Genomic DNA, 21,169 nt, shown 5'->3' with positions numbered 1-21,169 from the left:
CCTCCGGTCACAGGGTCTGGGCGTCCCCGTTTCGCGTACTCGTTTCGCACGGACGGGCGAGACCAGGGCAAAGTCTACCGGCGGTCCTCCGTCTCCCGTGGGGCGTCTCGGCGACGGGAACGCGGCAGGACCCGCAGGGCGTCCCCCATGTCCGCGACTTCCAGGACCTTCATGCCCGCGGGGATCTTGCCGGGATCGCCCGGTACGAGCGCGTGGGTGAAGCCCAGACGGTGGGCCTCGGCGAGCCTGCGCTGGACGCCCGTGACCCGTCTGACCTCGCCCGCGAGGCCGACTTCGCCGATCGCGACGAGGTTCTTGGGCAGCGGGGTGTCGCTCGCGGCGGAGGCCAGCGCGAGGGCGATCGCCAGGTCCGCGGCGGGCTCCGAGAGCTTCACTCCGCCGACCGTCGCCGAGTAGATGTCCCGCTTGCCCAGCGCGCTGATCCGCCCGCGCTGCTCCAGAACGGCCAGCATCATCGAGACGCGGGAGGTCTCCAGGCCGGACGTCGTACGGCGGGGCGAGGGGATCTGGGAGTCGACGGTGAGGGCCTGCACCTCGGCGACCAGCGGGCGACGGCCCTCCAGGGTGACCGTCAGACAGGTGCCCGGGACCGGTTCGTCACGACGGGTCAGGAAGAGCCCGCTGGGGTCGGCCAGGCCCGTGATGCCCTCGTCGTGCAGTTCGAAGCAGCCGACCTCGTCGGTGGCGCCGTAGCGGTTCTTCACGCCCCGCACCAGGCGCAGGCGCGCGTGCCGGTCGCCCTCGAACGACAGGACGACGTCCACCAGGTGTTCGAGGAGGCGGGGGCCGGCGATCGCGCCGTCCTTTGTGACATGGCCCACCAGGAGCGTGGACATGCCGCGTTCCTTGGAGGCGCGGATCAGCGCGCCGGCGACCTCGCGGACCTGGGCCATGCCGCCCGGCGCGCCGTCGATCTCGGGGGAGGCCACCGTCTGCACGGAGTCCACGATCAGCAGGGACGGCTTCACCGCGTCCAAGTGACCGAGGACGGCCGCCAGATCCGTCTCCGCAGCCAGGTACAGGTTGTCGTCGATGGCGCGGATCCGGTCGGCGCGCAGCCGGACCTGGGACGCCGACTCCTCGCCCGTGACATAGAGCGTGCGGTGTTCGTCACTCGCCGACTTGGCCGCCACGTCCAGCAGCAGGGTCGACTTGCCGACGCCCGGCTCCCCGGCCAGGAGCACGACCGCGCCGGGGACGAGCCCGCCGCCCAGGACGCGGTCCAGCTCGGGCACGCCGGTGGGGCGGGCGGTGGCCTGCCGCCCGTCGACCTGGCCGATGGGCACGGCGGAGGTGGTGACGCGGCCCGGCGCCGTCGTGCGGACCGCGGGCGCGCCGTACTCCTCGACCGTCCCCCAGGCCTGGCACTCGGGGCAGCGGCCGAGCCACTTGGCCGTCTGCCAGCCGCATTCCGTGCAGCGGTAGGACGGGCGGTCCTTGGCGGTCTTCGTACGGGTGGCCATGGGGAAACCGTAACCGCCGCCACTGACAGCCGGACGCGCCTGTGGACAACCGGGCCCCGGCCGGGGCCCCCGGCCGCTCCCGCGCGGACGGGCACCCCCTGTGAATCAGCCACACCCCGTCACGAACGAGCCATGGGACCCCCCTTCCCTGTCCCCTTATGAGGGATCGTTTCACCCGTACGGATTAAAAGGACTCAAGGGACAAGAAGACCTCCTTCCGCGCCGCCTACGGTCGCACGGGTGATGAGCAGCAGCCCGGAAACCTCGACCCGCACGACCGGCGCACACCGGGCGCACCGGGAGGCGCGCGACGGCGCTGCGGCGCGCACGCTCGCGCAGCGGCCGCCCGCGCGCTACGAGCCCTACCTCGATGGCCTGTTCACCTACTGCCTGTCCGTCCTGTGCGACCACGACGCGGCCACCGCCGCTCTCGGGGACGCCCTCGCCTTCGCCGAGCGACGCGGCCAGCGCGTCCCGGACGCCGCGGGCGACCGCCGGGCCTGGCTGTACGCCCTGGCCCGCTGGGCCTGTCTGCGCAAACTCACCGAGGCCAAGCAGAAACGTCAGAGCACGCACGCGGCGCGAAGAAGCGGCGGCCACCGGCCACCGACCCCGAAGCCCGCACCGCCCACCGCGCCCACCGCGCCCACCGCTTTCGCCGTGTCCACCGCGTCCGCTTCCGACGAGGCCCAGGAGCAGCAGCGCCGTGGAGAACTCGCCCTGCTCGCCTGGCCGGAGGCCGCAGGCACCACCCCGGAACAGCGCGAGGCGCTGGAACTCGCGGTACGTCACCACCTCGCCGCGCACGAGGTCGCCGCCGTCCTCGGCAAGGATCTCGCCGCCGCCCGCGAGCTGCTCGCCTCCGCCGCCTGCGAGGTCGAACGCACGCGTGCGGCGCTCGCCGTCGTCGAGACCGGCGGCTGTCCCGGTGTGGCGCGCCTCACGGGCGAGAACCAGCTCGTGCTCAGCGCCGCGCTGCGCCGTGAACTCGTCCGGCACGTCGACGACTGCCCGCGCTGCCGCCGGGCCGCCGAACGCGCCGTCCCCGGCCGCTGGCCCGGCGCCGGTGTCACCCCCGCCGAGCTGCCCGTCCTGGAAGCGCCGCGCGCGCAGCTGCACGTCGCCATGGCCCACCTCCCCCGCGCGCGGGGCGCAGCCGTGCCGCGCTACGACCGGCGCGGGTTCCCCATGGACCCCAAGGACCGCGCCGCCCGCCGGGAGCGTCTACGCGCGCGTGCCGTCACGACGACCGTCGTCGCCACCGTCGTCGCCGCTCCCGTGATCGCCCTGTGGGCGGCCTACCGCGGCACGCCGACGGGGGAGGGTGCCGAAGGACGCCAGGCCACCGCCAGCGAGGCGCAGGGTCCCGGCGGCCTCGACGGCGAGACGGCCGGCGGCTACGAGAACGCCGGGAACGCCAGCACCCGCCCCGGCAGCCGTTTCACCAAGGACGACGAACCGGACGTCTCGGTGGAGGTCATCAGCGTCACGGGACTCGGCAGGAGCGCCTCCGGCCGGCTCTCCGTGACGGCCGACCACAGCGGCGACACCACCCTCATCACCCTCAGCGCGGCCCCGGGCGGCGACGAGCCGGTCCGCTGGTCGGCGACCACTGCGGACCACTGGCTCTATCTGAGCCGCTCAACCGGCGCGCTGAAGCCCGGCGAGTCGGTGACGATCAAGGTGTACGTCGACCATCTGCGCGAGCCCGCCGGGCACTGGCACGCGCGCGTGGCGATCGCCCCGGCCGGCGCGGTCGTCTCCATCGAGGGCTACGGCACCGCCCCCGGCCCGTCGGACCCCGGCAACGGCCCTGGTCCGGGCACTGGCGGCCCCGTCGACCCGCCCCCGTCCGGCGACCCCCAGCCGACTCCCACGCCCCCGTCCTCCCCGGATCCCACCCCGTCCGACCCGCCCCCGGCCACCGACCCGGAACCCACCCCCGGCAACCCGTCCCCGTCCGCCCCGGAGAGCTCGGCGTCGCCGCCCGCCGACAGCGACCCCCCGAGCCCGACGACGGCATAGGCGTCCGGACGCGGGATGTGCGGGAGGTGCAGGACATGAGGGCGGTGCGGGCTCAGCCGCGAGGGCCCGTCGGATCCGCCGGATGCGGCGCCACCAGCGGGAGCTGCGAGGCGAGGCGCTGCTCGCACAGCTCGACCAGGCGGTCGTAGCCGGCCTTGCCCATCAGCTCGGTCAGCTCCGGCCGGTAGGAGACGTACACCGGGTCGCCCGCGCCGTGCGCCGAGGTCGCCGACGTGCACCACCAGTGCAGGTCATGGCCGCCCGGACCCCAGCCCCGCCGGTCGTACTCGCCGATCGACACCTGCAGCACCCGGGTGTCGTCGGGCCGGTCGATCCAGTCGTACGTCCGGCGCACCGGAAGCTGCCAGCAGACGTCCGGCTTGGTCTCCAGCGGCTCGCGGCCCTCCTTGACGGCGAGGATGTGCAGCGAGCAGCCCGCGCCGCCCGCGAAGCCGGGGCGGTTCTGGAAGATGCACGAGCCGTTGAACGGGCGGGTCTGGCGGGAGCCCTCGTCGTCCTCCGAGACCCAGCCGCCCAGCGTGCCCTCGGCGTGGTGCTGCCAGACGTCGGGGGTGAGCCTCGCCACATGCTCGGCGACGCGCTTCTCGTCGTCCTCGTCGGAGAAGTGGGCGCCCAGCGTGCAGCACCCGTCGTCCGCGCGGCCCGCCTGGATGCCCTGGCAGCCGCTGCCGAAGATGCAGTTCCAGCGTGAGGTCAGCCACGTCAGATCGCACCGGAAGACCTGTTCGTCGTCCGCCGGGTCCGGAAACTCCACCCACGCGCGCGCGAAATCGAGGCCCTTCTCGTCGGCGGCGAGCTCAGCGGTGGGCCCGGCAGCGAGCGCCGGCGCCTGAGCTGCCTGGGCCTTCTTCGACTTCTTCGGTGGCTTCACCGGCTTCACCTGCGAAGAACCGCCGGTTGATTTGTCGGTTTTCACCTTGTTCGTCTTTGGCACTTGTCCAGGGTAAGTCGCCAGGACCTCCTTCGGGGACGGTCGAGGGCGCTCTGGGCAGTAGCGTTTCCCAACATGAGACTCGGTGTCCTCGACGTGGGATCGAACACGGTGCATCTGCTGGTGGTGGACGCACACCCGGGCGCGCGCCCGCTTCCCGCGCACTCGCACAAGGCGGAATTGCGCCTTGCTCAGCTGCTGGACGAGCACGGAGCGATCGGCTCCGACGGCGTGGACAAACTGATCAACGTCATCCACGACGCGCTCCAGGCCGCCGAGGACAAGGGCGTCGAGGACCTGCTGCCGTTCGCGACCTCCGCCGTGCGCGAGGCCAGCAACGCCGACGACGTCCTCGCGCGCGTGCAGGCCGAGACGGGCGTCGAGCTCCAGGTCCTCACCGGCGCCGAGGAGGCTCGGCTCACCTTCCTCGCCGCCCGCCGCTGGTTCGGCTGGTCGGCCGGAAAGCTGCTGGTCCTGGACATCGGCGGCGGCTCCCTGGAGATCGCGTACGGCATCGACGAGGAGCCCGACGCGGCGGCGTCCCTGCCGCTCGGGGCCGGCCGCCTCACCGCGGGCTGGCTGCCCGGCGACCCGCCCGAGCCCCACGACATACGGGCCCTGCGCCGCCACGCCCGCGCGCAGATCGCGCGCACGGTCGGCGAGTTCAGCCGCTTCGGCGCCCCGGACCGGGTCGTCGCCACGTCGAAGACCTTCAAGCAGCTCGCCCGTATCGCGGGCGCCGCCCGCTCCACCGACGGCGTCTACGCCCAGCGGGAGCTCAAGCGCGAGTCCCTGGAGGCCTGGGTGCCCCGTCTGGCGGGCATGACGGCGGCCCAGCGGGCCGAGCTGCCGGGCGTCTCCGAGGGCCGCGCCAACCAGCTTCTCGCGGGCGCGCTGGTCGCCGAGGGGGCGATGGACCTCTTCGGCATCGAAACGCTTGAGATATGCCCCTGGGCGCTCAGGGAAGGCGTGATCCTGCGCAAACTCGATCACATGGGTTCGGCGTAGGCGCAGCGAAGGGGCGCGGGAAGCGGCGCGGGTCGTCGTGCGCGCGACCCGGGCGCGCCCGCACCCGCCCGTGGTGAACACCACAACGGCGAACAGGTGCCCGGCATCCACCCGACCGCACCCCGTAATCTGTCCCCCATGGCAGAGCCAGTCGTGCGGATTCCGGATGCGAAGGTCGCCCTGTCGACTGCCTCGGTCTATCCGGAGTCGACGGCGACGGCCTTCGAGATCGCCGCACGCCTCGGGTACGACGGCGTCGAGGTCATGGTCTGGAACGACCCCGTCAGCCAGGACGTCGACGCGCTGCGCCGGCTCAGCGACTACCACCGGATCCCGATCCTCGCCGTGCACGCCCCCTGTCTGCTCATCACGCAGCGGGTGTGGTCGACCGACCCGTGGATCAAGCTCCAGCGAGCCCGCGCGGCCGCGGAGAAGCTCGGCGCGAGCACCGTCGTCGTCCACCCGCCGTTCCGCTGGCAGCGCCAGTACGCGCGGGACTTCGTCACAGGCATCTGGCGGATGGCGGACGAGACGGACGTCCGGTTCGCCGTCGAGAACATGTACCCGTGGCGCTACCGCGACCGCGAGATGCTCGCGTACGCGCCGGACTGGGACGTCACGAAGGACGACTACCGGCACTTCACGATCGACCTCAGCCACGCCTCCACGGCCCGCACGGACGCGATGCAGATGATCGACCGTATGAGCGACCGGCTGGGCCATGTCCATCTCGCCGACGGAAACGGTTCCGCCAAGGACGAGCACCTGGTCCCCGGCCGCGGCAACCAGCCCTGCGCCGAACTGCTGGAGCGGCTCGCGCTGACCGGCTTCGACGGGCATGTCGTCATCGAGGTCAACACACGGCGCGCGATGTCCGGCGCCGAACGTGAGGCCGACCTGGCGGAGGCCCTGGCCTTCACCCGCCTGCACCTCGCCTCGGCATCCGGGGCGTCCGCGACCCCCGGAGCGAAGGTGCCCCGCCCATGACCGGCGTCACCGCCCGCAAGCGCGGCCGGCCCCCTCGCACGGAGTCGGCGGACACCCGCGCCCGCATCCTGACCGCCGCCCGCGAGGAGTTCTCCGAGCTCGGCTACGAGAAGACGTCCGTACGCGGCATCGCGAAGGCGGCCGGTGTGGACGCGGCACTGGTGCACCACTACTTCGGCACCAAGGAGCAGGTCTTCGAAGCGGCCGTCGAGGTCGCCTTCGCGCCCGCGCTCCACGCGCCGGACGCGATCATGGACGCCCCCGTGGACCAGGTCGGCGAGCGGCTCGCCCGCTTCATCTTCGGCCTCTGGGAGAACCCCACCACCCGGAAGCCGCTGCTGGCGATCGTCCGCTCCGCCGTGAACAACGAGACCGCCGCCGCCGTCTTCCGCCGTCTGGTCGCGGCGCAGCTGCTGCGCCGCATCGCCGCCCAGCTCGACCTGCCGGACGCCGAGCTGCGCGCCGAGCTGGCGGCGGCGCAGCTGGTGGGCTGCGCGATGCTGCGATACGTCATGAAGGTGGAGCCGCTGGCCTCGGCGGACCTGGAACTGATCATCGCGCGCGTGGCTCCTGTCGTACAGGGACACCTGACCGGGCCGTGAAACGCGGCCCGGGAGTGAGACGTTCGTCCCGGTATGCGGACAGCGTGTCCGACCCCTGGATGACCGGCGTACGCTCGTTTGCAGTCAGAAGTCTCTGATCGCACTCTCTGAAGGAGCGAGCGACGATGCCCGAGCTGAGGTCCCGCACAGTCACCCACGGACGCAACATGGCGGGCGCCCGCGCCCTTATGCGCGCCTCCGGTGTACCCGGTGCGGACATCGGCCGGAAGCCGATCATCGCGGTGGCCAACAGCTTCACCGAGTTCGTGCCCGGCCACACGCACCTGCAGCCGGTCGGCAGGATCGTCAGCGAGGCGATCACCGAGGCCGGCGGCATCCCGCGCGAGTTCAACACCATCGCGGTCGACGACGGCATCGCGATGGGCCACGGCGGCATGCTCTACTCGCTCCCCTCCCGCGACCTCATCGCGGACTCGGTCGAGTACATGGTCGAGGCCCACTGCGCCGACGCGCTGATCTGCATCTCCAACTGCGACAAGATCACCCCGGGCATGCTCAACGCGGCCCTGCGCCTCAACATCCCGACGGTGTTCGTCTCCGGCGGCCCGATGGAGTCCGGCCGCGCCACGCTCGTCGACGGCACGGTCCGCACGCTCGACCTCGTCGACGCGATCTCCGACGCCGTCAACGACAAGATCTCGGACGAGGACATCCTCCGCATAGAGGAGAACGCCTGTCCGACCTGCGGCAGCTGTTCCGGCATGTTCACGGCCAACTCGATGAACTGCCTCGCGGAGGCCATCGGACTGGCCCTCCCCGGCAACGGCTCGGTCCTGGCCACCCACACGGCCCGCCGGGCGCTGTACGAGAACGCCGGCCGCACGGTGATGGACATCACCCGCCGCTACTACGAGCAGGACGACGAGACGGTCCTGCCCCGCAACGTCGCCACCTTCGCGGCCTTCCAGAACGCCATGGCCCTCGACATCGCGATGGGCGGCTCGACCAACACGATCCTGCACCTGCTGGCCGCGGCCCAGGAGGCGGGCGTCCCGTTCGACCTGGACGACATCAACGAGGTCTCGCGCCGCGTGCCGTGCCTGGCGAAGGTCGCGCCGAACGTCGCCAAGGACCGCACGTACTACATGGAGGACGTGCACCGGGCCGGCGGCATCCCCGCCCTCCTCGGCGAACTCCACCGCGCGGGCCTCCTCAACGAGGACGTGAACTCGGTTCACAGCTCGTCCCTCGCGGACTGGCTGAAGACCTGGGACGTGCGCGGCGGCTCGCCGTCGCCGGAGGCCCTGGAACTGTGGCACGCGGCGCCCGGCTGCGTCCGCTCCGCCGAGGCCTTCTCCCAGTCCGAGCGCTGGGAGGCCCTGGACCTGGACGCCGCCGGCGGCTGCATCCGCAGCGCCGAGCACGCGTACTCGAAGGACGGCGGCCTGGCCGTCCTCAAGGGCAACCTCGCCGTCGACGGCTGCGTCGTGAAGACGGCCGGCGTGGACGAGTCGATCTGGACCTTCGAGGGCCCGGCCGTCGTCTGCGAGTCGCAGGAGGAGGCCGTCGAGAAGATCCTCAACAAACAGGTGACGCACGGCGACGTCGTCGTCATCCGCTACGAGGGTCCCAAGGGCGGCCCCGGCATGCAGGAGATGCTCTACCCGACGTCCTTCCTGAAGGGCCGCGGCCTCGGCAAGACCTGCGCCCTGATCACCGACGGCCGCTTCTCCGGCGGCACCTCGGGTCTGTCCATCGGCCACGCGTCCCCGGAGGCGGCCTCCGGCGGCACCATCGCCCTCGTCGAGGACGGCGACCGCATCCGCATCGACATCCCGGGCCGCACGATCGAGCTCCTGGTCGACGACGCGGAACTGGCCCGGCGCGAGGCCGCCCTCGGCGGCGTCTACGCCCCGAAGAACCGCGAGCGCAAGGTGTCCGCCGCCCTGCGCGCCTACGCCGCGATGGCGACGAGCGCCGACAAGGGCGCGGTGCGGGACGTGTCGAAGCTCGGCTGAGCCCGATCGCCCTATGTATGGCTCAGGGGCCGCTTCCGCCGCTTCGGCGGGAGGCGGCCCCTGCGCATGTCACCGGCCCGCTCTCACCAGTCGGCCGGATCCCGTCCGTCCACCGCGAAGACGGTCCCGTCGGGGGCGCCGGCGTAGACCCGGCCGTCGACCGCCTCGGGCGCGGGCAGCGTGGCCACCACCTCGTCCGAGTTGGCGCCGAGCCGCAGCGCCGTCTGCCCGACGAGCTTGCCCTTCGCGGCGTCCACGGCGAGGAGACGTCCGTCGGCGGCGCTGAAGTAGACGTGCGAGCCGTCGGCGGCCGGCGCCGAACCCCGGCTCACCGCCGTCTGCAGGGACCACACCTGCTTGCCCGCGACCATGTCGACGGCCACCAGCGACCCGTCGAAGGCCAGCAGGTAGACCCGGTCGCCCTGCACGGCGGCACGCGGCTCCTGGAGCGCGACGCCCAGCTCCACCCGCTGCGTCTCCTGGCCCTGCGGGCGGTAGCGGACCACGGCGTCGACCGCTCCGTACGCACTGTCCTGGGACAGCAGGACGAGGCTGTCGTCCGAGGTGCCCACGAGGGTCAGCGTGCCCTTGAGCCACTCCTCCCACCGCACCTGCCCGGTCGCCGGATCCACCGCCGTGATCTGCGTGCGCCCGTCGTCCGACGTACTCACCGCATACGCCAGCGGATCCTTGGGGAACGCCGTGAAGTACGGCTCGCTCAGCCCCGGAATGCGCCGGCTCCACGCCGTCTTCCCCGTCGCCGCGTCCACCCCGGTCACCGTGCGGTCGGCCGCGGTCAGCAACAGGGTGCCGCCGGCGCTCCGGACGCTCTGGTAGGCCGACACGTCCAGCTGCCAGCGCGTGGCGCCCGACGCCGGGTCGAGCGCCTCCACCCGCTGGCCCGAGTCCGTGACCAGTTGCACCTGCACGAGCCCGCCCGCCAGCACCGGAGCCTCGCTCGGCCGGTCGCCGTCGGCGAGGGCGTGCCGCCACAGCACCCGCCCGTCGGACGAGTCCAGCGCGGACACCAGCCCCGACTGGACACAGAGCAGCCGCTGCGCGTCGTAGACACACCGCGGCATGCCGCCCGTGCCGGTACCCGTACCGGCGCCGGTGCTGCCCTTCGCCGGTCGCACGCTCCAGGGGGTGAAGGCGGCCGACGCGGACTGCGAACTCCCCGCGCCCCCCTGCCCTTCCGGGCTCGGATCGACACTGCTCAGCAGCTGCGTGGCCACGAGCACCCCGCCGGACAGGACGACGACCAGCCCGCCGGCGGCGAGGGCGACCCGTCTGCGCCGACTCCGAGTCGCCCGCCCCGCCCGAGATCCCGAACCGGACTCCGGCAGGAGCTCCGGCTCCGCCTCGGACTTCCTGGGCTTCTCGGACGCCTCGTGCGCCTCGGACCGCTCCTCGTGCTCCTCCAGCGTGCGCTGCGCCGGTATGAACGACTGCGTGTCGTACGAGGCCGCCTCCGACCGCAGTTCCCGCATCAACTCGTCCGGCGTGGGCCGGTCCTCGGGCTCCTTGGCGAGGCAGCGCACCACCAGCGGCGCGAGGTTCCCGGGCACGCCGGTCAGGTCCGGCTCGTCGTGCACGACCTGGTAGGCGACGACGTACGGGCTGTCGGAGTCGAACGGCCCGCGTCCCGTCGCCGCGTGCACCATCACCGACCCGAGCGCGAAGATGTCCGCGGCCGGACCGACCTCCCGCGGCCGCCGGAACTGCTCCGGCGCCATGAACGGCGGCGTCCCGATCAACTTCCCGGTCTCGGTCCGCAGTTCGCTGTCCTTCGGCCGGGAGATACCGAAGTCGATCACCTTCGGCCCGTCCTCGGCGAGCAGCACGTTGCTCGGCTTCAGATCCCGGTGCACGACCCCGACGCGGTGGATGTCCCGCAGCGCCTCCGCGAGCCCGGCCATCAGCCGCCGCAACTCACCCGAGCCCATCGGCCCGTTCCGCTTCACCTGCTCGGCGAGCGTCGAGCCGGGAATGAACAGGGTGGCCATCCACGGCCGTTCGGCCTCCGGGTCGGCGTCGACGACGGGTGCGGTGAACGCCCCGCTGACCCGCCGAGCGGCCGCCACCTCCTGCCGGAAACGACCCCTGAACTCGGGATCCCGCGCGTACTGCGCATGGACGACCTTCACCGCGACCTTCATCCCGGAGGTGCTCCGGGCCAGGTGCACCACGCCCATGCCGCCGGAGCCCAGACACTCCTCAAGACGGTAGTGACCGGCGTACTCCGGAAGTTCCGCTTCCGCGCCCGCCCCGGTGTTGCGCTGTGGCGTCATGGACCACCCCCGTGCTGTTCGTCCGCGCGCGCGACGCACGGAGCCTAGTCGATGACTCGTACGGGACCGAGGCGGCTTGCTAGCCTCCGTGTGCGAATCCTGCACAGGTGTTTTATTGCGTGTTTTAGGGGAATGAACGTGACCCCATGCCATTCATGGGGTCTGACGGGGGAGGTTTTTCATGTCTGTTGACCGCGTGGAAGAGGTCGAGAGCGGCGAAGCGACGGAGGCCGTCACCACGGCCGCGGCGGCGTCCCTCACCTACTATCCGATCGCCCCGGGCGTCCGGCTGAACGTCCGCAGCGGCCCCGGCACCGGTTACTCGGTCGTCCGGGTCCTGGCCGAGGGCACCAAGGTCCCGATCTTCTGCCAGACCCCGGGCACCTCGGTGTCCGGCCCGTACGGCACGACGAACATCTGGGACAACATCGCCGACGGCCAGTTCGTCTCGGACGCATACGTGAGGACGGGCAGCGACGGCTACGTCGCCCCGCACTGCGCCTGACCCGAAGCACCCCGGGCCGGCGCACCCGGACCTGACGCATCCCGGGCCGGCGCACCCGGACCCGATGCAGCCCGAGCCGACCCACCCGGGGAGCCCGCCGCCGTCCGGAGCCATAATCGTCCCGTGAGCGACGAAAACGGCACCCCGGACACCCCGGCGGGCTCCGCGGGTTCCGCGGGCACCCCGGGCGCCCCCACCGGCCAGGCAGGAAGCCAGACCGGTGCCGGCCCCCGCCCCGAGACCCTCCGCTTCTTCGGCACCACCTGGGTGGACCACGACCCCGGCCTCCAGGGCTACGCGGCCCGCCGCGTCGCCGCGGCCGTCGGCTCTCTCGCCGCCGTCACCGTCTCCTGCCTGGTCCTGCGCTTCGCCTACGAGGGCATCGCGATCGCCGACCTCGGCAGCTTCGTGACCCTCCTGGTCGTCGTGATGTTCGCGGTCTGCAGCGCGCTGGCCTTCCGCCACACCTGGGACGGCTTCGCCAAGCGCCCCGACCCCGACCGCCAGGCCTCCCTGCGCGGCCTCCTGGCCATCGGCTTCGTCGGCTCGCTGCTCGCCTACTTCTTCCGCACCTTCACCGAGGCACCCGGCGAGAAACTCCTGCGCGAGGAGTACGACACGGCCCGCCAACAGCACGAACGCCGCGCCACCCGCCGCACGGGCAACCCGTCGAAGAAGCGCCGTCGCGGCTGAGACCCACCTTCCCGACAGCCCGACCCCCTGTCGGCCCACAGACCGACCCACAAACCGAAAACCCATTCCCCTCCTCACTCACCCCGGTCACCATGACCCCATGACGGCTTCCTCCCACCCGGCCGACGCGGCCGACGCGGCCGACGCGGCCGACGCGGCCGACGCGGCCGACGCGGCCCACCTAGCCGACACAGCGCAGACGGCCGACACAGCGCAGACGGCCGACACAGCGCAGACGGCCGACACAGTGCAGACGGCCGCCACGACCGCCCCCGCCCCGCCGACCGCCCCCGCGCAGCCGGTCCACACAGCCCGGGCCCACTCCTTCAACGCCGCCGCAGCCCAGTACGCCGCCAACCGCCCCTCCTACCCGACCGCCCTCCTCGACGCGATCGAGGACCTCGCCGGACACGCCCTCACCGGCGCGCGGGTCGCGGACATCGGGGCCGGCACCGGCATCGCGACCGCGCTCCTGCACGCCCGCGGAGCCCACGTCCTCGCCGTGGAACCCGGGGACGGCATGACCGAGCAGTTCCGCCGCACCCTCCCCGACGTGCCGATCGTCCGAGGCGACGGCAACCGCCTCCCCCTGGCCGCCGGCTCCCTCGACTTCCTCACCTACGCCCAGTCCTGGCACTGGACCGACCCGGCGCGCTCGGTTCCGGAGGCCCTGCGCGTCCTGCGGCTGGGCGGCGCGCTGGCGCTGTGGTGGAACACCTACGCCCTAGACGTTCCGTGGATCGCCGCCCAGACGGACCGCATCGGCGCGCACTTCGCCGCCTTCGCCGCCCACCCGTCCGTCGAGGTCAACGGCAGCGGCGCCCGAGCAGCCCTCGCCGACCCCACCGGCCGCCTGGACTTCACGTTCCGCCTGGTCCGCTGGAGCCGCCGCGTCCCGGTCGACACCCACCTAGCCAACATCGGCAGCCACTCGGTCTTCCTGGTCGCCGGCGAGGAACGCACCACGGCCTTCCTCGCCGAAGAACGGGAGCACCTGCGCGAGGTCTTCCCCGACGGAGTCGTCGAGGAGACCTACGAGGTCGAGCTGCTGGTCGCCGCCAAGGCCTGACCCCGCGCGGCGGCCCACCCCTCCAGGGCCGCCGCACACGCGTGGTCCACATGCCGCAGCCCGCCCAACTCCAGCCGCACCTCGCGGTCGTGCGGCAGCGCGTCCAACGCGTCGAGCAGCTTCGGCAGCCGCAGAAACGTGGCATGCCCCAGCACCCGTACGACGAGCCCCGCCTCCCCCCGGTCCTCGGTCTCGACGTGCACATGGCTGATCTCCCACGCCGTCTTCGCCACGGCCAGGGCCAGCCCGATCAACACCCCCTCGAACAGGTTCCCCACGACGATCGCGACCGCCGTCACGCCCAGCACGACGACCTCGCCCCGATGCCCGTGCCACAGCTTGCGCACCTCCCGCACGGGCACGAGCTTGCAGCCGGCGTGCACCAGCAGCCCGGCCAGCGCCGCCACCGGGATGACCTCCAGCACCCCGGGCACGACGGCCGCGAACAGCAGCAGCCACACCCCGTGCAGCACCCGCGATGCCTTGGTCCGCGCCCCCGCCTGCACGTTTGATGCGCTCCGCACGATGACCGCCGTCATCGGCAGCGCGCCCAGCACCCCGCACACCGCGTTGCCCGCGCCCTGCGCCATCAACTCCCGGTCGTAATCCGTCCTCCGTCCGTCGTGCAATCGGTCCACCGCCGCCGCGCTGAACAGCGACTCCGCCGACGCGATCAACGCGAACGCCACGACGGTCCCGATCACTCCCACTTCCGTCAGCCGCCCGAAGTCCGACGGCTCCGGCAGCCGTACCGCATCCAGCAGCCCCTGCACCCGGACCCGCCGCACATCCAGGTCGAACACCCAGGTCACGCCCGCCGCCAACGCCACCGCGACCAACGGCGCCGGAACCAGACGCGCCCCGCGCCGCCACCGCCCCCACAACAGCAGCACGACCATCGTGGCACCCCCCACTGACAACGCCACCGGGTCCGCCCTCCCGGGCAGCGACACCAGCCCGCCGAGCTTGGCGAGCCCGCCCGCCGGCGCGGCCGCGTCCCCGAGGGCGTACACCTGCCCGGCGACGAGCACCAGCCCGATCCCGGCGAGCATCCCGTGCACGACGGCCACCGACACGGCCCGGAACCACCGCCCCAGCCGCAGCGCGCCCAGCCCGAGCTGCACCAGCCCGGCGGCGAGCACCAACACCCCGAGCGCCCGCGGCCCGTACTGCTGCACGGCCTCGTAGACGAGCACGGTGAGCCCCGCCGCGGGCCCGCTCACCTGCAGGCTGCTGCCGGGCAGCACCCCGGCGACCAGCCCGCCGACTATGCCGGTGATCAGCCCCAGCTCGGCGGGCACGCCGGAGGCGATGGCGACGCCCACGCAGAGCGGGAGCGCGACGAGAAAGACGACGAGAGAAGCGAACAGATCAGCCTTGCCGACACCACGGCGCAACATGGCGGCACCTCCGGTAGGAAACGGGAGATGCGTGGGCGCGCCGCACCGGGGGAGGGCACGGCGACGACCATCCGCGAACGAGGCCCGAACCCGCCGAAGCCACAGCCGACCCCGACCCCTGACAGGCCCACGACGCCCCGTCCGCGCATGAATTCCATTGTCAGTTGAAACGACCGGCTCGACGCCCGGTTCCTGTGCCGAGCATGTGAACACGGAAGCGGATGAACCGGAACCTCCGCTTCCAATCCCACCGCCACGCGCCTGCGCCACTTGACGCCTCAACACACCCCGAGCATTATTCATCGCATGATGAATTTTAACCCCGGCTCACACGCGCACCCACCCGGCGAAGCCGACAAGCAGCCCGCCGCCACCGCAGTCCCCGCCGTGCGAGCCCAGGCCCTGACCGTCGTCCGAGGCCCCCGCACCGTCCTGCGCGCCCTCGACTTCACCGTCCCCCGCGGCCAGATCACCGGCCTGCTGGGCCCCTCCGGCTGCGGCAAGTCGACCCTCATGCGCGCGATCGTCGGCACCCAGGCCAAGGTCACCGGCACCCTCGACGTCCTCGGCCGACCTGCCGGCCACCCCACCCTCCGCACCCGCATCGGCTACGTGACCCAGGCCCCGTCCGTCTACGACGACCTGACGATCCGCCAGAACCTCGACTACTTCGCCGCGATCCTCGACCCGGGCCGCGCGGCAGCCGACCGCCGCGACGAGAACGTCACCCGAGCCATCGCCGACGTCGACCTGACCACCCACGCCGACGCCCTCGCCGGCAACCTCTCCGGCGGTCAGCGCAACCGCGTCTCACTCGCCGTGGCCCTCCTGGGCACCCCGGAACTCCTGGTCCTCGACGAACCGACCGTCGGCCTGGACCCGGTGCTCCGCCGCGACCTCTGGAACCTCTTCCACGACATCGCCACGACCCGAGGCGCGACCCTGCTCGTCTCCTCCCACGTCATGGACGAGGCCGAGCGCTGCCACCGCCTGCTCCTCATGCGCCAGGGCGAGATCCTCGCCGACGCCACCCCCGACGACCTGCGCACCCGCACCGCCGCGGACACGGTCGAGTCGGCCTTCCTGCACCTGGTGGACGCCGCGACCCGGGCGACCCGCGAAAAGGAGACAACCCGATGACGACGACAACCCCCACCGGCCCCACCGCCCCCGTCCCCACCAGGGCGCTGAACGCCTCCCGCACCACAGCCACCGCGGCCCGCGTCCTACGTCAACTGAGCCACGACTCCCGCACGATCGCGCTGCTCGTCCTCATCCCCTGCGTGATGCTGTTCCTGCTCCGCTACGTCTTCGACGGCAACCCCCGCACCTTCGACAACATCGGCGCGTCGCTCCTGGGCATCTTCCCGCTGATCACGATGTTCCTGGTCACGTCCATCGCCACCCTGCGCGAGCGCACCTCGGGCACCCTCGAACGCCTCCTCGCCATGCCCCTCGGCAAAGGCGACCTGATCGCGGGCTACGCCCTCGCCTTCGGCATCCTCGCGATCATCCAGTCGGCCCTCGCCACCGCCCTCGCGGTCTGGTTCCTGGACCTGGACGTCACGGGCAGCCCCTGGCTCCTCCTCCTGGTCGCCCTCCTCGACGCCCTCCTCGGCACCGCCCTGGGCCTCTTCGTCTCGGCCTTCGCGGCCTCGGAGTTCCAGGCCGTCCAGTTCATGCCGGCGGTGATCTTCCCCCAACTCCTCCTCTGCGGTCTCTTCGCCCCCCGAGACACCATGCACCCCGCCCTGGAGGCCCTCTCCGACGTCCTCCCCATGTCCTACGCCGTCGACGGCATGAACGAGGTCCTCACCCGCACAGACATGACAGCCACCTTCGTACGGGACGTCCTCATCGTCGGCGGCTGCGCAGTCCTGGTCCTCTGCCTGGGAGCAGCAACCCTCCGACGCCGCACAACGTGACCGCTCCAGCCCGTCCGGCGCTTGAGGACGAGGCCGTTCAGGCCGAAAGGGGGTCTGGGGGCGCAGCCCCCAGGGACGGGAACGGGAAGGGGCGGCGGGGGCGAGAAACGACGTCCGCCCACCGGACAGGCAAGCCGGACACGCACCCCCGGTGCGACGATGAACCCCGGACGACGCAACCCCCGGAGGACCCCGCACCATGACCCAGAAAGTCGCAGTCCTCGGCACCGGCAAGATCGGCGAAGCCCTCCTCAGCGGCATGATCCGAGGCGGCTGGGCCCCCGACGACCTCCTCGTCACCGCCCGCCGCCCGGAACGAGCCGAGGAACTCCGCACCCGCTACGGAGTCACCCCGGTCACCAACCCCGAGGCCGCCAAGACCGCCGACACCCTGATCCTCACGGTCAAGCCGCAGGACATGGGCGCCCTCCTCGACGAGCTCGCCCCCCACGTCCCCGCCGACCGCCTGATCGTCAGCGGAGCCGCCGGCATCACCACCGCCTCCATCGAGGAACGCCTCGCCGCCGGCACCCCGGTCGTCCGTGTCATGACGAACACCCCCGCCCTCGTCGACGAGGCCATGTCCGTCATCTCCGCCGGCACCCACGCCACCGCCGAGCACCTCGCCCACACCGAGGAGATCTTCGGCGCGGTGGGCAAGACGCTCCGCGTCCCCGAGTCCCAGCAGGACGCCTGCACGGCCCTCTCCGGCTCCGGCCCGGCGTACTTCTTCTACCTGGTCGAAGCCATGACCGACGCCGGCATCCTCCTGGGCCTGCCCCGCGACAAGGCCCACGACCTGATCGTCCAGTCCGCGATCGGCGCCGCGACGATGCTCCGCGACAGCGGCGAACACCCGGTCAAGCTCCGCGAGAACGTCACCTCCCCGGCCGGCACCACCATCAGCGCCATCCGCGAACTCGAGAACCACGGCGTACGGGCCGCCCTCATCGCCGCCCTCGAGGCCGCCCGCGACCGCAGCCGCGAGCTGGCCTCGGGCAAGAAGGACTGACACCCGCCGCGAGGACAAGCCGGGGCGGTCAGACCGCGGCCGCCCCCGCGACGACGTCCTGCGTGCTCACCACCCGAGCGAACCCACCCCCGTGCAGGGACACCGCGGACGCCTGCGCGAGCTCGTCCGCACTCCGCCGCCATCCGAACGGCCCCTCCAGGTCGAACGTGTGCGTCGCGTCGTACGCCACCAGCACGTCGTACCCCAGGTTCCCGCCCATCCGCGCCGTCGTCTCCACGCACATGTTGGTCTGGATCCCGGCCACCACGAACTGTGAGATTCCCTCCGCGCTCAGCCAGGCCCCCAGATCCGGCGTCCCCAGGAACGCCGAGTTCACCGTCTTCGTGATGAACAGCTCGGCCCCGGCACCCTTCCCTCTCCTCTCCTCCACGTACTCCTTGAAGTCGTTCCCCCCATACCCCGCCCGCAACGGCGACCCCGGCTCGGACGAGTCATGCCGCACGAACACGACCGGCCGCCCCGTCCCCTGCCAGACGTCGATGAGCGCGGCAATGTTGTCGTCGGCCCCGGGATTGTTCCGAGCCCCCCAGTGGTCAAGCTCCTCGAACCCCTTCTGTACGTCGACGACGACCAGGGCTGCGTTCGCTGCGATCTCTGCGATGTCCATGCCCACGATCCTGCCGTCGGCCCCGAACACTCCCCAGAGGGCGCAAAGCCATCGATCGATGGTTTACTGCCACCCATGAAGCCTGCGTACCGGGTCGCCCTCCTCGCCTTCCCCGGCATCCGCGCCTTCGACGTCTCCGTCATCACCGAGGTCTGGGGCAGCGACCGCACCGACCGCGGCGCCCCCGCCTTCGACCTGCGCCGGGTCGCTGCCGACACCACCACCCCCATCCCGATGCGCGGCGGTCTGGCCCTCCTCCCCGACCGCACCCTCACCTGGCTCTCCCGAGCAGACCTGATCCTGGTCCCCGGCCTGGACGACCACCTCACCCCCGCACCGGCCCCCGTCCTGGACGCACTCCGCCGCGCCCACGCCCGCGGCACCACCCTCGCCGCCCTCTGCGGCGGCGCCTTCACCCTCGCCCAGGCCGGCCTCCTCGACGACCGCCGAGCGATCACCCACTGGGACCTGATCGACCTCCTGCGCACCCACCACCCCCAGGTCACCGTCGTCCCCGACGCCCTCTTCATCGAGGACGACAACATCTGGACCGCCGCCGGCACGGCAGCCGGCATCGACCTCTGCCTCCACCTGGTCCGCCGCTCCCACGGCGCGGAAGCGGCCGCCACCATCGCCCGCTCCATGGTCACCGCCCCCTTCCGCACCGGAACCCAGGCACAGTTCATCGAACACCCCACCCCGCGCGCGGACCGGGACGCCGACACCCTCGCCGCGGTACGCGAACACGCCCTGCGCCACCTGCACCAGCCACTCACCGTCGCCGACCTGGCGGCACACGCGGGCATGTCCGCGCGCAGCTTCGCCCGCCACTTCACGGCGGCGACCGGCGCCACCCCGCTCCGCTGGCTCCTGGACCAGCGCATCGCCGCAGCCCAGAAACTCCTGGAACGCACCGACCTCCCGATGCCGGAGGTGGCCCGACGCGCCGGCTTCGGCAGCGAGGTCACCATGCGCCAGCACTTCGCATCGCGCCTCGCCACCAGCCCGCGCGCCTACCGAGCGGCGTTCAGCACCCCGTCCGACACCGACTCCGTCAGCGGCGGGAGCAACCCGATCGCGCGATAGGCGCTGTCCACGACCGGCCGGGCCATCTCCCGAGCCTTCTCCGCTCCATCCCGCAGCACCCCCTCCACATAGCCAGGATCAGCGCACAACTCCTTGTGCCGAGCCTGAAGAGGCCTCAGGACCTCCACCACCGCGTCCGCCGTGTCCTTCTTCAAAGAGCCGTACGACGTATGAACGCCGCCCAAGATCTCCGGGTTCCCACCCGTACAGGCCGCGAGAATCTCCAGCAGATTCGCGACCCCGGGCCTCCCTGCCCGGTCGTACACCACATCCCGCCTGCTGTCGGTGACAGCCCGCATGATCTTCTTGCGCACCACATCGGGCTCGTCCAGCAGATAGACGATCCCCGGCCCGAAGTCGTCGCTCTTGCCCATCTTCGAGCCCGGGTCCTGCAGGTTCATCACCCGAGCCGCCACCGCCGGACGCGTCGCCCTCGGCACCACGAACGTGTGCCCGTACCGCTGGTTGAACCGCACCGCCAGATCCCGCGCCAGCTCCACATGCTGCGTCTGGTCGTCCCCCACCGGCACGTCGTCGGTCCCGTAGGCCAGGATGTCCGCCGCCATCAACACCGGATACGTCAGCAACGACAGCCGCACACTGCCCCCGCGCTCCCGCTCCCGCGCGGCCTTCTCCTTGTACTGGATCATCCGCCGCATCTCGCCGTCCGTGGCCACGCACTCCAGCAGATACGACAACCGCGCGTGCTCGTCCACATGGCTCTGCACGAACACGGTGCACAACCGTGGATCCAGGCCGGCCGCCAGCAGCAGCGTCGCCGACTGCCGACTCAGCCGCCGCACCCGCGCGGGATCGTGCTCCACGGTCAGCGCATGCAGATCGACGACACAGAACACCGAGTCCGCCTGATGCTGGTCGACCTCGGCCCACTGCCGCATGGCCCCCAGGTAGTTCCCCAGCGTCAGGTGCCCGGTCGGCTTGATCCCGCTGAATACCCGCTTCATCTCTCCGCCTCCTGGTCGAGACCGCCGCCCTGGCCGGCCGGCCCCTGAACCCCTGGAGGGAGAAACAAGAACGGCCGCCGAGGCGGCGGCCGTTGAGTGCATACGTGAGTACACGGCCGCCGTCAGGCGGCCCACCACAGTTGGGTGCACGTACGCGTAGTCATGGCCGTCAGAGTACGCCTCAGGGGTGCCACCGGCACTTGAGTTGACACACCCAGGCCGCATACGTAGTGTTCTCCGAGTTGTCCGACGTGAGCGCCGACTCCGGTCGGTCCCCGGACAGCCATTCCGCAAGTACCTGCCACTTCTCGATGTGCAGTCGTTTCCGTCTGCCGTCGCGTCATTGGCGTGCGTATTCGCGAAATGAGGAATCCGCGTTCGAAAGGACGTAGGACCCCGATTGGCTTCGGGGGCCGGGAATCCGCTAAAGTCTCACTCGTCGGAACGGCCCAAGGGCCGTGAAGACAACCCCCTCTGACTGGGAATCAGCGCCGAAAGGATCTGATAGAGTCGGAACCGCCGGAAAGGGAAACCGCGAAACAAAAGCGGGAACCTGGA

Annotated in this window: 18 protein-coding genes; 12 read left to right on the top strand and 6 right to left on the bottom strand. The window is 71.9% G+C overall.

Annotated features, from left to right (window positions below):
• Positions 1-74: 74 nt before the first annotated feature.
• Positions 75-1,484: a DNA repair protein RadA gene (radA, locus tag ACWD4O_RS24910; protein ID WP_450950922.1), complete on the bottom strand. Its 1,410-nt coding sequence runs from the start codon at positions 1,482-1,484 to the stop codon at positions 75-77.
• 243 nt (positions 1,485-1,727) lie between these two features.
• On the opposite strand from radA, the gene ACWD4O_RS24905 reads away from it, so the two are divergent.
• Complete coding sequence (locus ACWD4O_RS24905) at positions 1,728-3,509, top strand: RNA polymerase sigma factor (protein WP_451282975.1); 1,782 nt, start codon at positions 1,728-1,730, stop codon at positions 3,507-3,509.
• Between the two features lie 52 nt (positions 3,510-3,561).
• On the opposite strand, the gene ACWD4O_RS24900 is transcribed toward ACWD4O_RS24905, so the two are convergent.
• Entirely contained in the window at positions 3,562-4,464 is a 903-nt protein-coding gene (locus ACWD4O_RS24900; RefSeq protein ID WP_451282973.1) for a hypothetical protein, read from the bottom strand.
• A 72-nt stretch (positions 4,465-4,536) separates the two neighbouring features.
• Between ACWD4O_RS24900 and ACWD4O_RS24895 the strand changes: the two genes are divergently transcribed.
• The 4 genes from ACWD4O_RS24895 to ilvD all read left to right on the top strand — a co-directional run bounded on the left by ACWD4O_RS24895 (position 4,537) and on the right by ilvD (position 9,037).
• The gene (locus ACWD4O_RS24895; protein ID WP_450950925.1) at positions 4,537-5,469 is read left to right on the top strand and encodes a Ppx/GppA phosphatase family protein; all 933 of its coding nucleotides are present in this window, start codon (positions 4,537-4,539) and stop codon (positions 5,467-5,469) included.
• A gap of 138 nt (positions 5,470-5,607) precedes the next feature.
• Complete coding sequence (locus ACWD4O_RS24890) at positions 5,608-6,456, top strand: sugar phosphate isomerase/epimerase family protein (RefSeq protein WP_451282971.1); 849 nt, start codon at positions 5,608-5,610, stop codon at positions 6,454-6,456.
• Complete coding sequence (locus ACWD4O_RS24885; RefSeq protein ID WP_451282969.1) at positions 6,453-7,058, top strand: TetR/AcrR family transcriptional regulator; 606 nt, start codon at positions 6,453-6,455, stop codon at positions 7,056-7,058. The genes ACWD4O_RS24890 and ACWD4O_RS24885 overlap by 4 nt, the downstream gene beginning before the upstream one ends.
• Positions 7,059-7,183: 125 nt before the next feature.
• A complete protein-coding gene (gene ilvD / locus ACWD4O_RS24880) occupies positions 7,184-9,037 on the top strand; it encodes a dihydroxy-acid dehydratase (protein ID WP_451282968.1) in 1,854 nt (617 codons plus the stop codon).
• 83 nt (positions 9,038-9,120) lie between these two features.
• Here ilvD and ACWD4O_RS24875 read toward each other — a convergent pair whose 3' ends face one another.
• Positions 9,121-11,328 carry a serine/threonine-protein kinase gene (locus ACWD4O_RS24875; protein ID WP_451282966.1) on the bottom strand — a complete coding sequence of 736 codons (2,208 nt, stop codon included), beginning with the start codon at positions 11,326-11,328 and terminating at the stop codon, positions 9,121-9,123.
• Between the two features lie 181 nt (positions 11,329-11,509).
• Here ACWD4O_RS24875 and ACWD4O_RS24870 point away from each other — a divergent pair, with 181 nt between their 5' ends.
• From ACWD4O_RS24870 to ACWD4O_RS24860, 3 genes are all read left to right on the top strand, one after another.
• Positions 11,510-11,833, top strand: a complete 324-nt coding sequence (locus ACWD4O_RS24870; protein WP_398421875.1) for an SH3 domain-containing protein — start codon at positions 11,510-11,512, stop codon at positions 11,831-11,833.
• A gap of 123 nt (positions 11,834-11,956) precedes the next feature.
• Positions 11,957-12,526, top strand: a complete 570-nt coding sequence (locus ACWD4O_RS24865) for an EamA/RhaT family transporter (protein WP_451282965.1) — start codon at positions 11,957-11,959, stop codon at positions 12,524-12,526.
• 100 nt (positions 12,527-12,626) lie between these two features.
• A complete protein-coding gene (locus ACWD4O_RS24860) occupies positions 12,627-13,595 on the top strand; it encodes a class I SAM-dependent methyltransferase (RefSeq protein ID WP_451282964.1) in 969 nt (322 codons plus the stop codon).
• On the opposite strand, the gene ACWD4O_RS24855 is transcribed toward ACWD4O_RS24860, so the two are convergent.
• Positions 13,559-14,995, bottom strand: a complete 1,437-nt coding sequence (locus ACWD4O_RS24855; RefSeq protein ID WP_451282962.1) for a SulP family inorganic anion transporter — start codon at positions 14,993-14,995, stop codon at positions 13,559-13,561. The genes ACWD4O_RS24860 and ACWD4O_RS24855 overlap by 37 nt on opposite strands.
• 306 nt (positions 14,996-15,301) lie before the next feature.
• On the opposite strand from ACWD4O_RS24855, the gene ACWD4O_RS24850 reads away from it, so the two are divergent.
• The 3 genes from ACWD4O_RS24850 (at position 15,302) to proC (ending at position 17,932) form a co-directional block, all read left to right on the top strand.
• A complete protein-coding gene (locus ACWD4O_RS24850) occupies positions 15,302-16,135 on the top strand; it encodes an ABC transporter ATP-binding protein (RefSeq protein ID WP_451282960.1) in 834 nt (277 codons plus the stop codon).
• The gene (locus ACWD4O_RS24845) at positions 16,132-16,920 is read left to right on the top strand and encodes an ABC transporter permease (protein ID WP_451282959.1); all 789 of its coding nucleotides are present in this window, start codon (positions 16,132-16,134) and stop codon (positions 16,918-16,920) included. The genes ACWD4O_RS24850 and ACWD4O_RS24845 overlap by 4 nt, the downstream gene beginning before the upstream one ends.
• Positions 16,921-17,119: 199 nt before the next feature.
• Entirely contained in the window at positions 17,120-17,932 is an 813-nt protein-coding gene (gene proC, locus ACWD4O_RS24840) for a pyrroline-5-carboxylate reductase (RefSeq protein ID WP_450950935.1), read from the top strand.
• Positions 17,933-17,960: 28 nt separating this feature from the next.
• Here the strand turns inward: proC and ACWD4O_RS24835 are convergent, their stop codons facing one another.
• Positions 17,961-18,560: a cysteine hydrolase family protein gene (locus ACWD4O_RS24835; RefSeq protein WP_451282957.1), complete on the bottom strand. Its 600-nt coding sequence runs from the start codon at positions 18,558-18,560 to the stop codon at positions 17,961-17,963.
• Positions 18,561-18,635: 75 nt separating this feature from the next.
• Here ACWD4O_RS24835 and ACWD4O_RS24830 point away from each other — a divergent pair, with 75 nt between their 5' ends.
• The gene (locus tag ACWD4O_RS24830; RefSeq protein WP_451282955.1) at positions 18,636-19,646 is read left to right on the top strand and encodes a GlxA family transcriptional regulator; all 1,011 of its coding nucleotides are present in this window, start codon (positions 18,636-18,638) and stop codon (positions 19,644-19,646) included.
• Here ACWD4O_RS24830 and trpS read toward each other — a convergent pair.
• Positions 19,574-20,611: a tryptophan--tRNA ligase gene (gene trpS / locus ACWD4O_RS24825; RefSeq protein ID WP_451282953.1), complete on the bottom strand. Its 1,038-nt coding sequence runs from the start codon at positions 20,609-20,611 to the stop codon at positions 19,574-19,576. The two genes, ACWD4O_RS24830 and trpS, sit on opposite strands and share 73 nt — an antisense overlap.
• Between the last annotated feature and the right edge of the window lie 558 nt (positions 20,612-21,169).

The sequence above is a fragment of the Streptomyces sp. NPDC002623 genome (assembly GCF_053592635.1).
The sequence above is the reverse complement of the archived record's forward strand: the minus strand, read 5'-3'. Positions and strand labels throughout refer to the sequence as shown.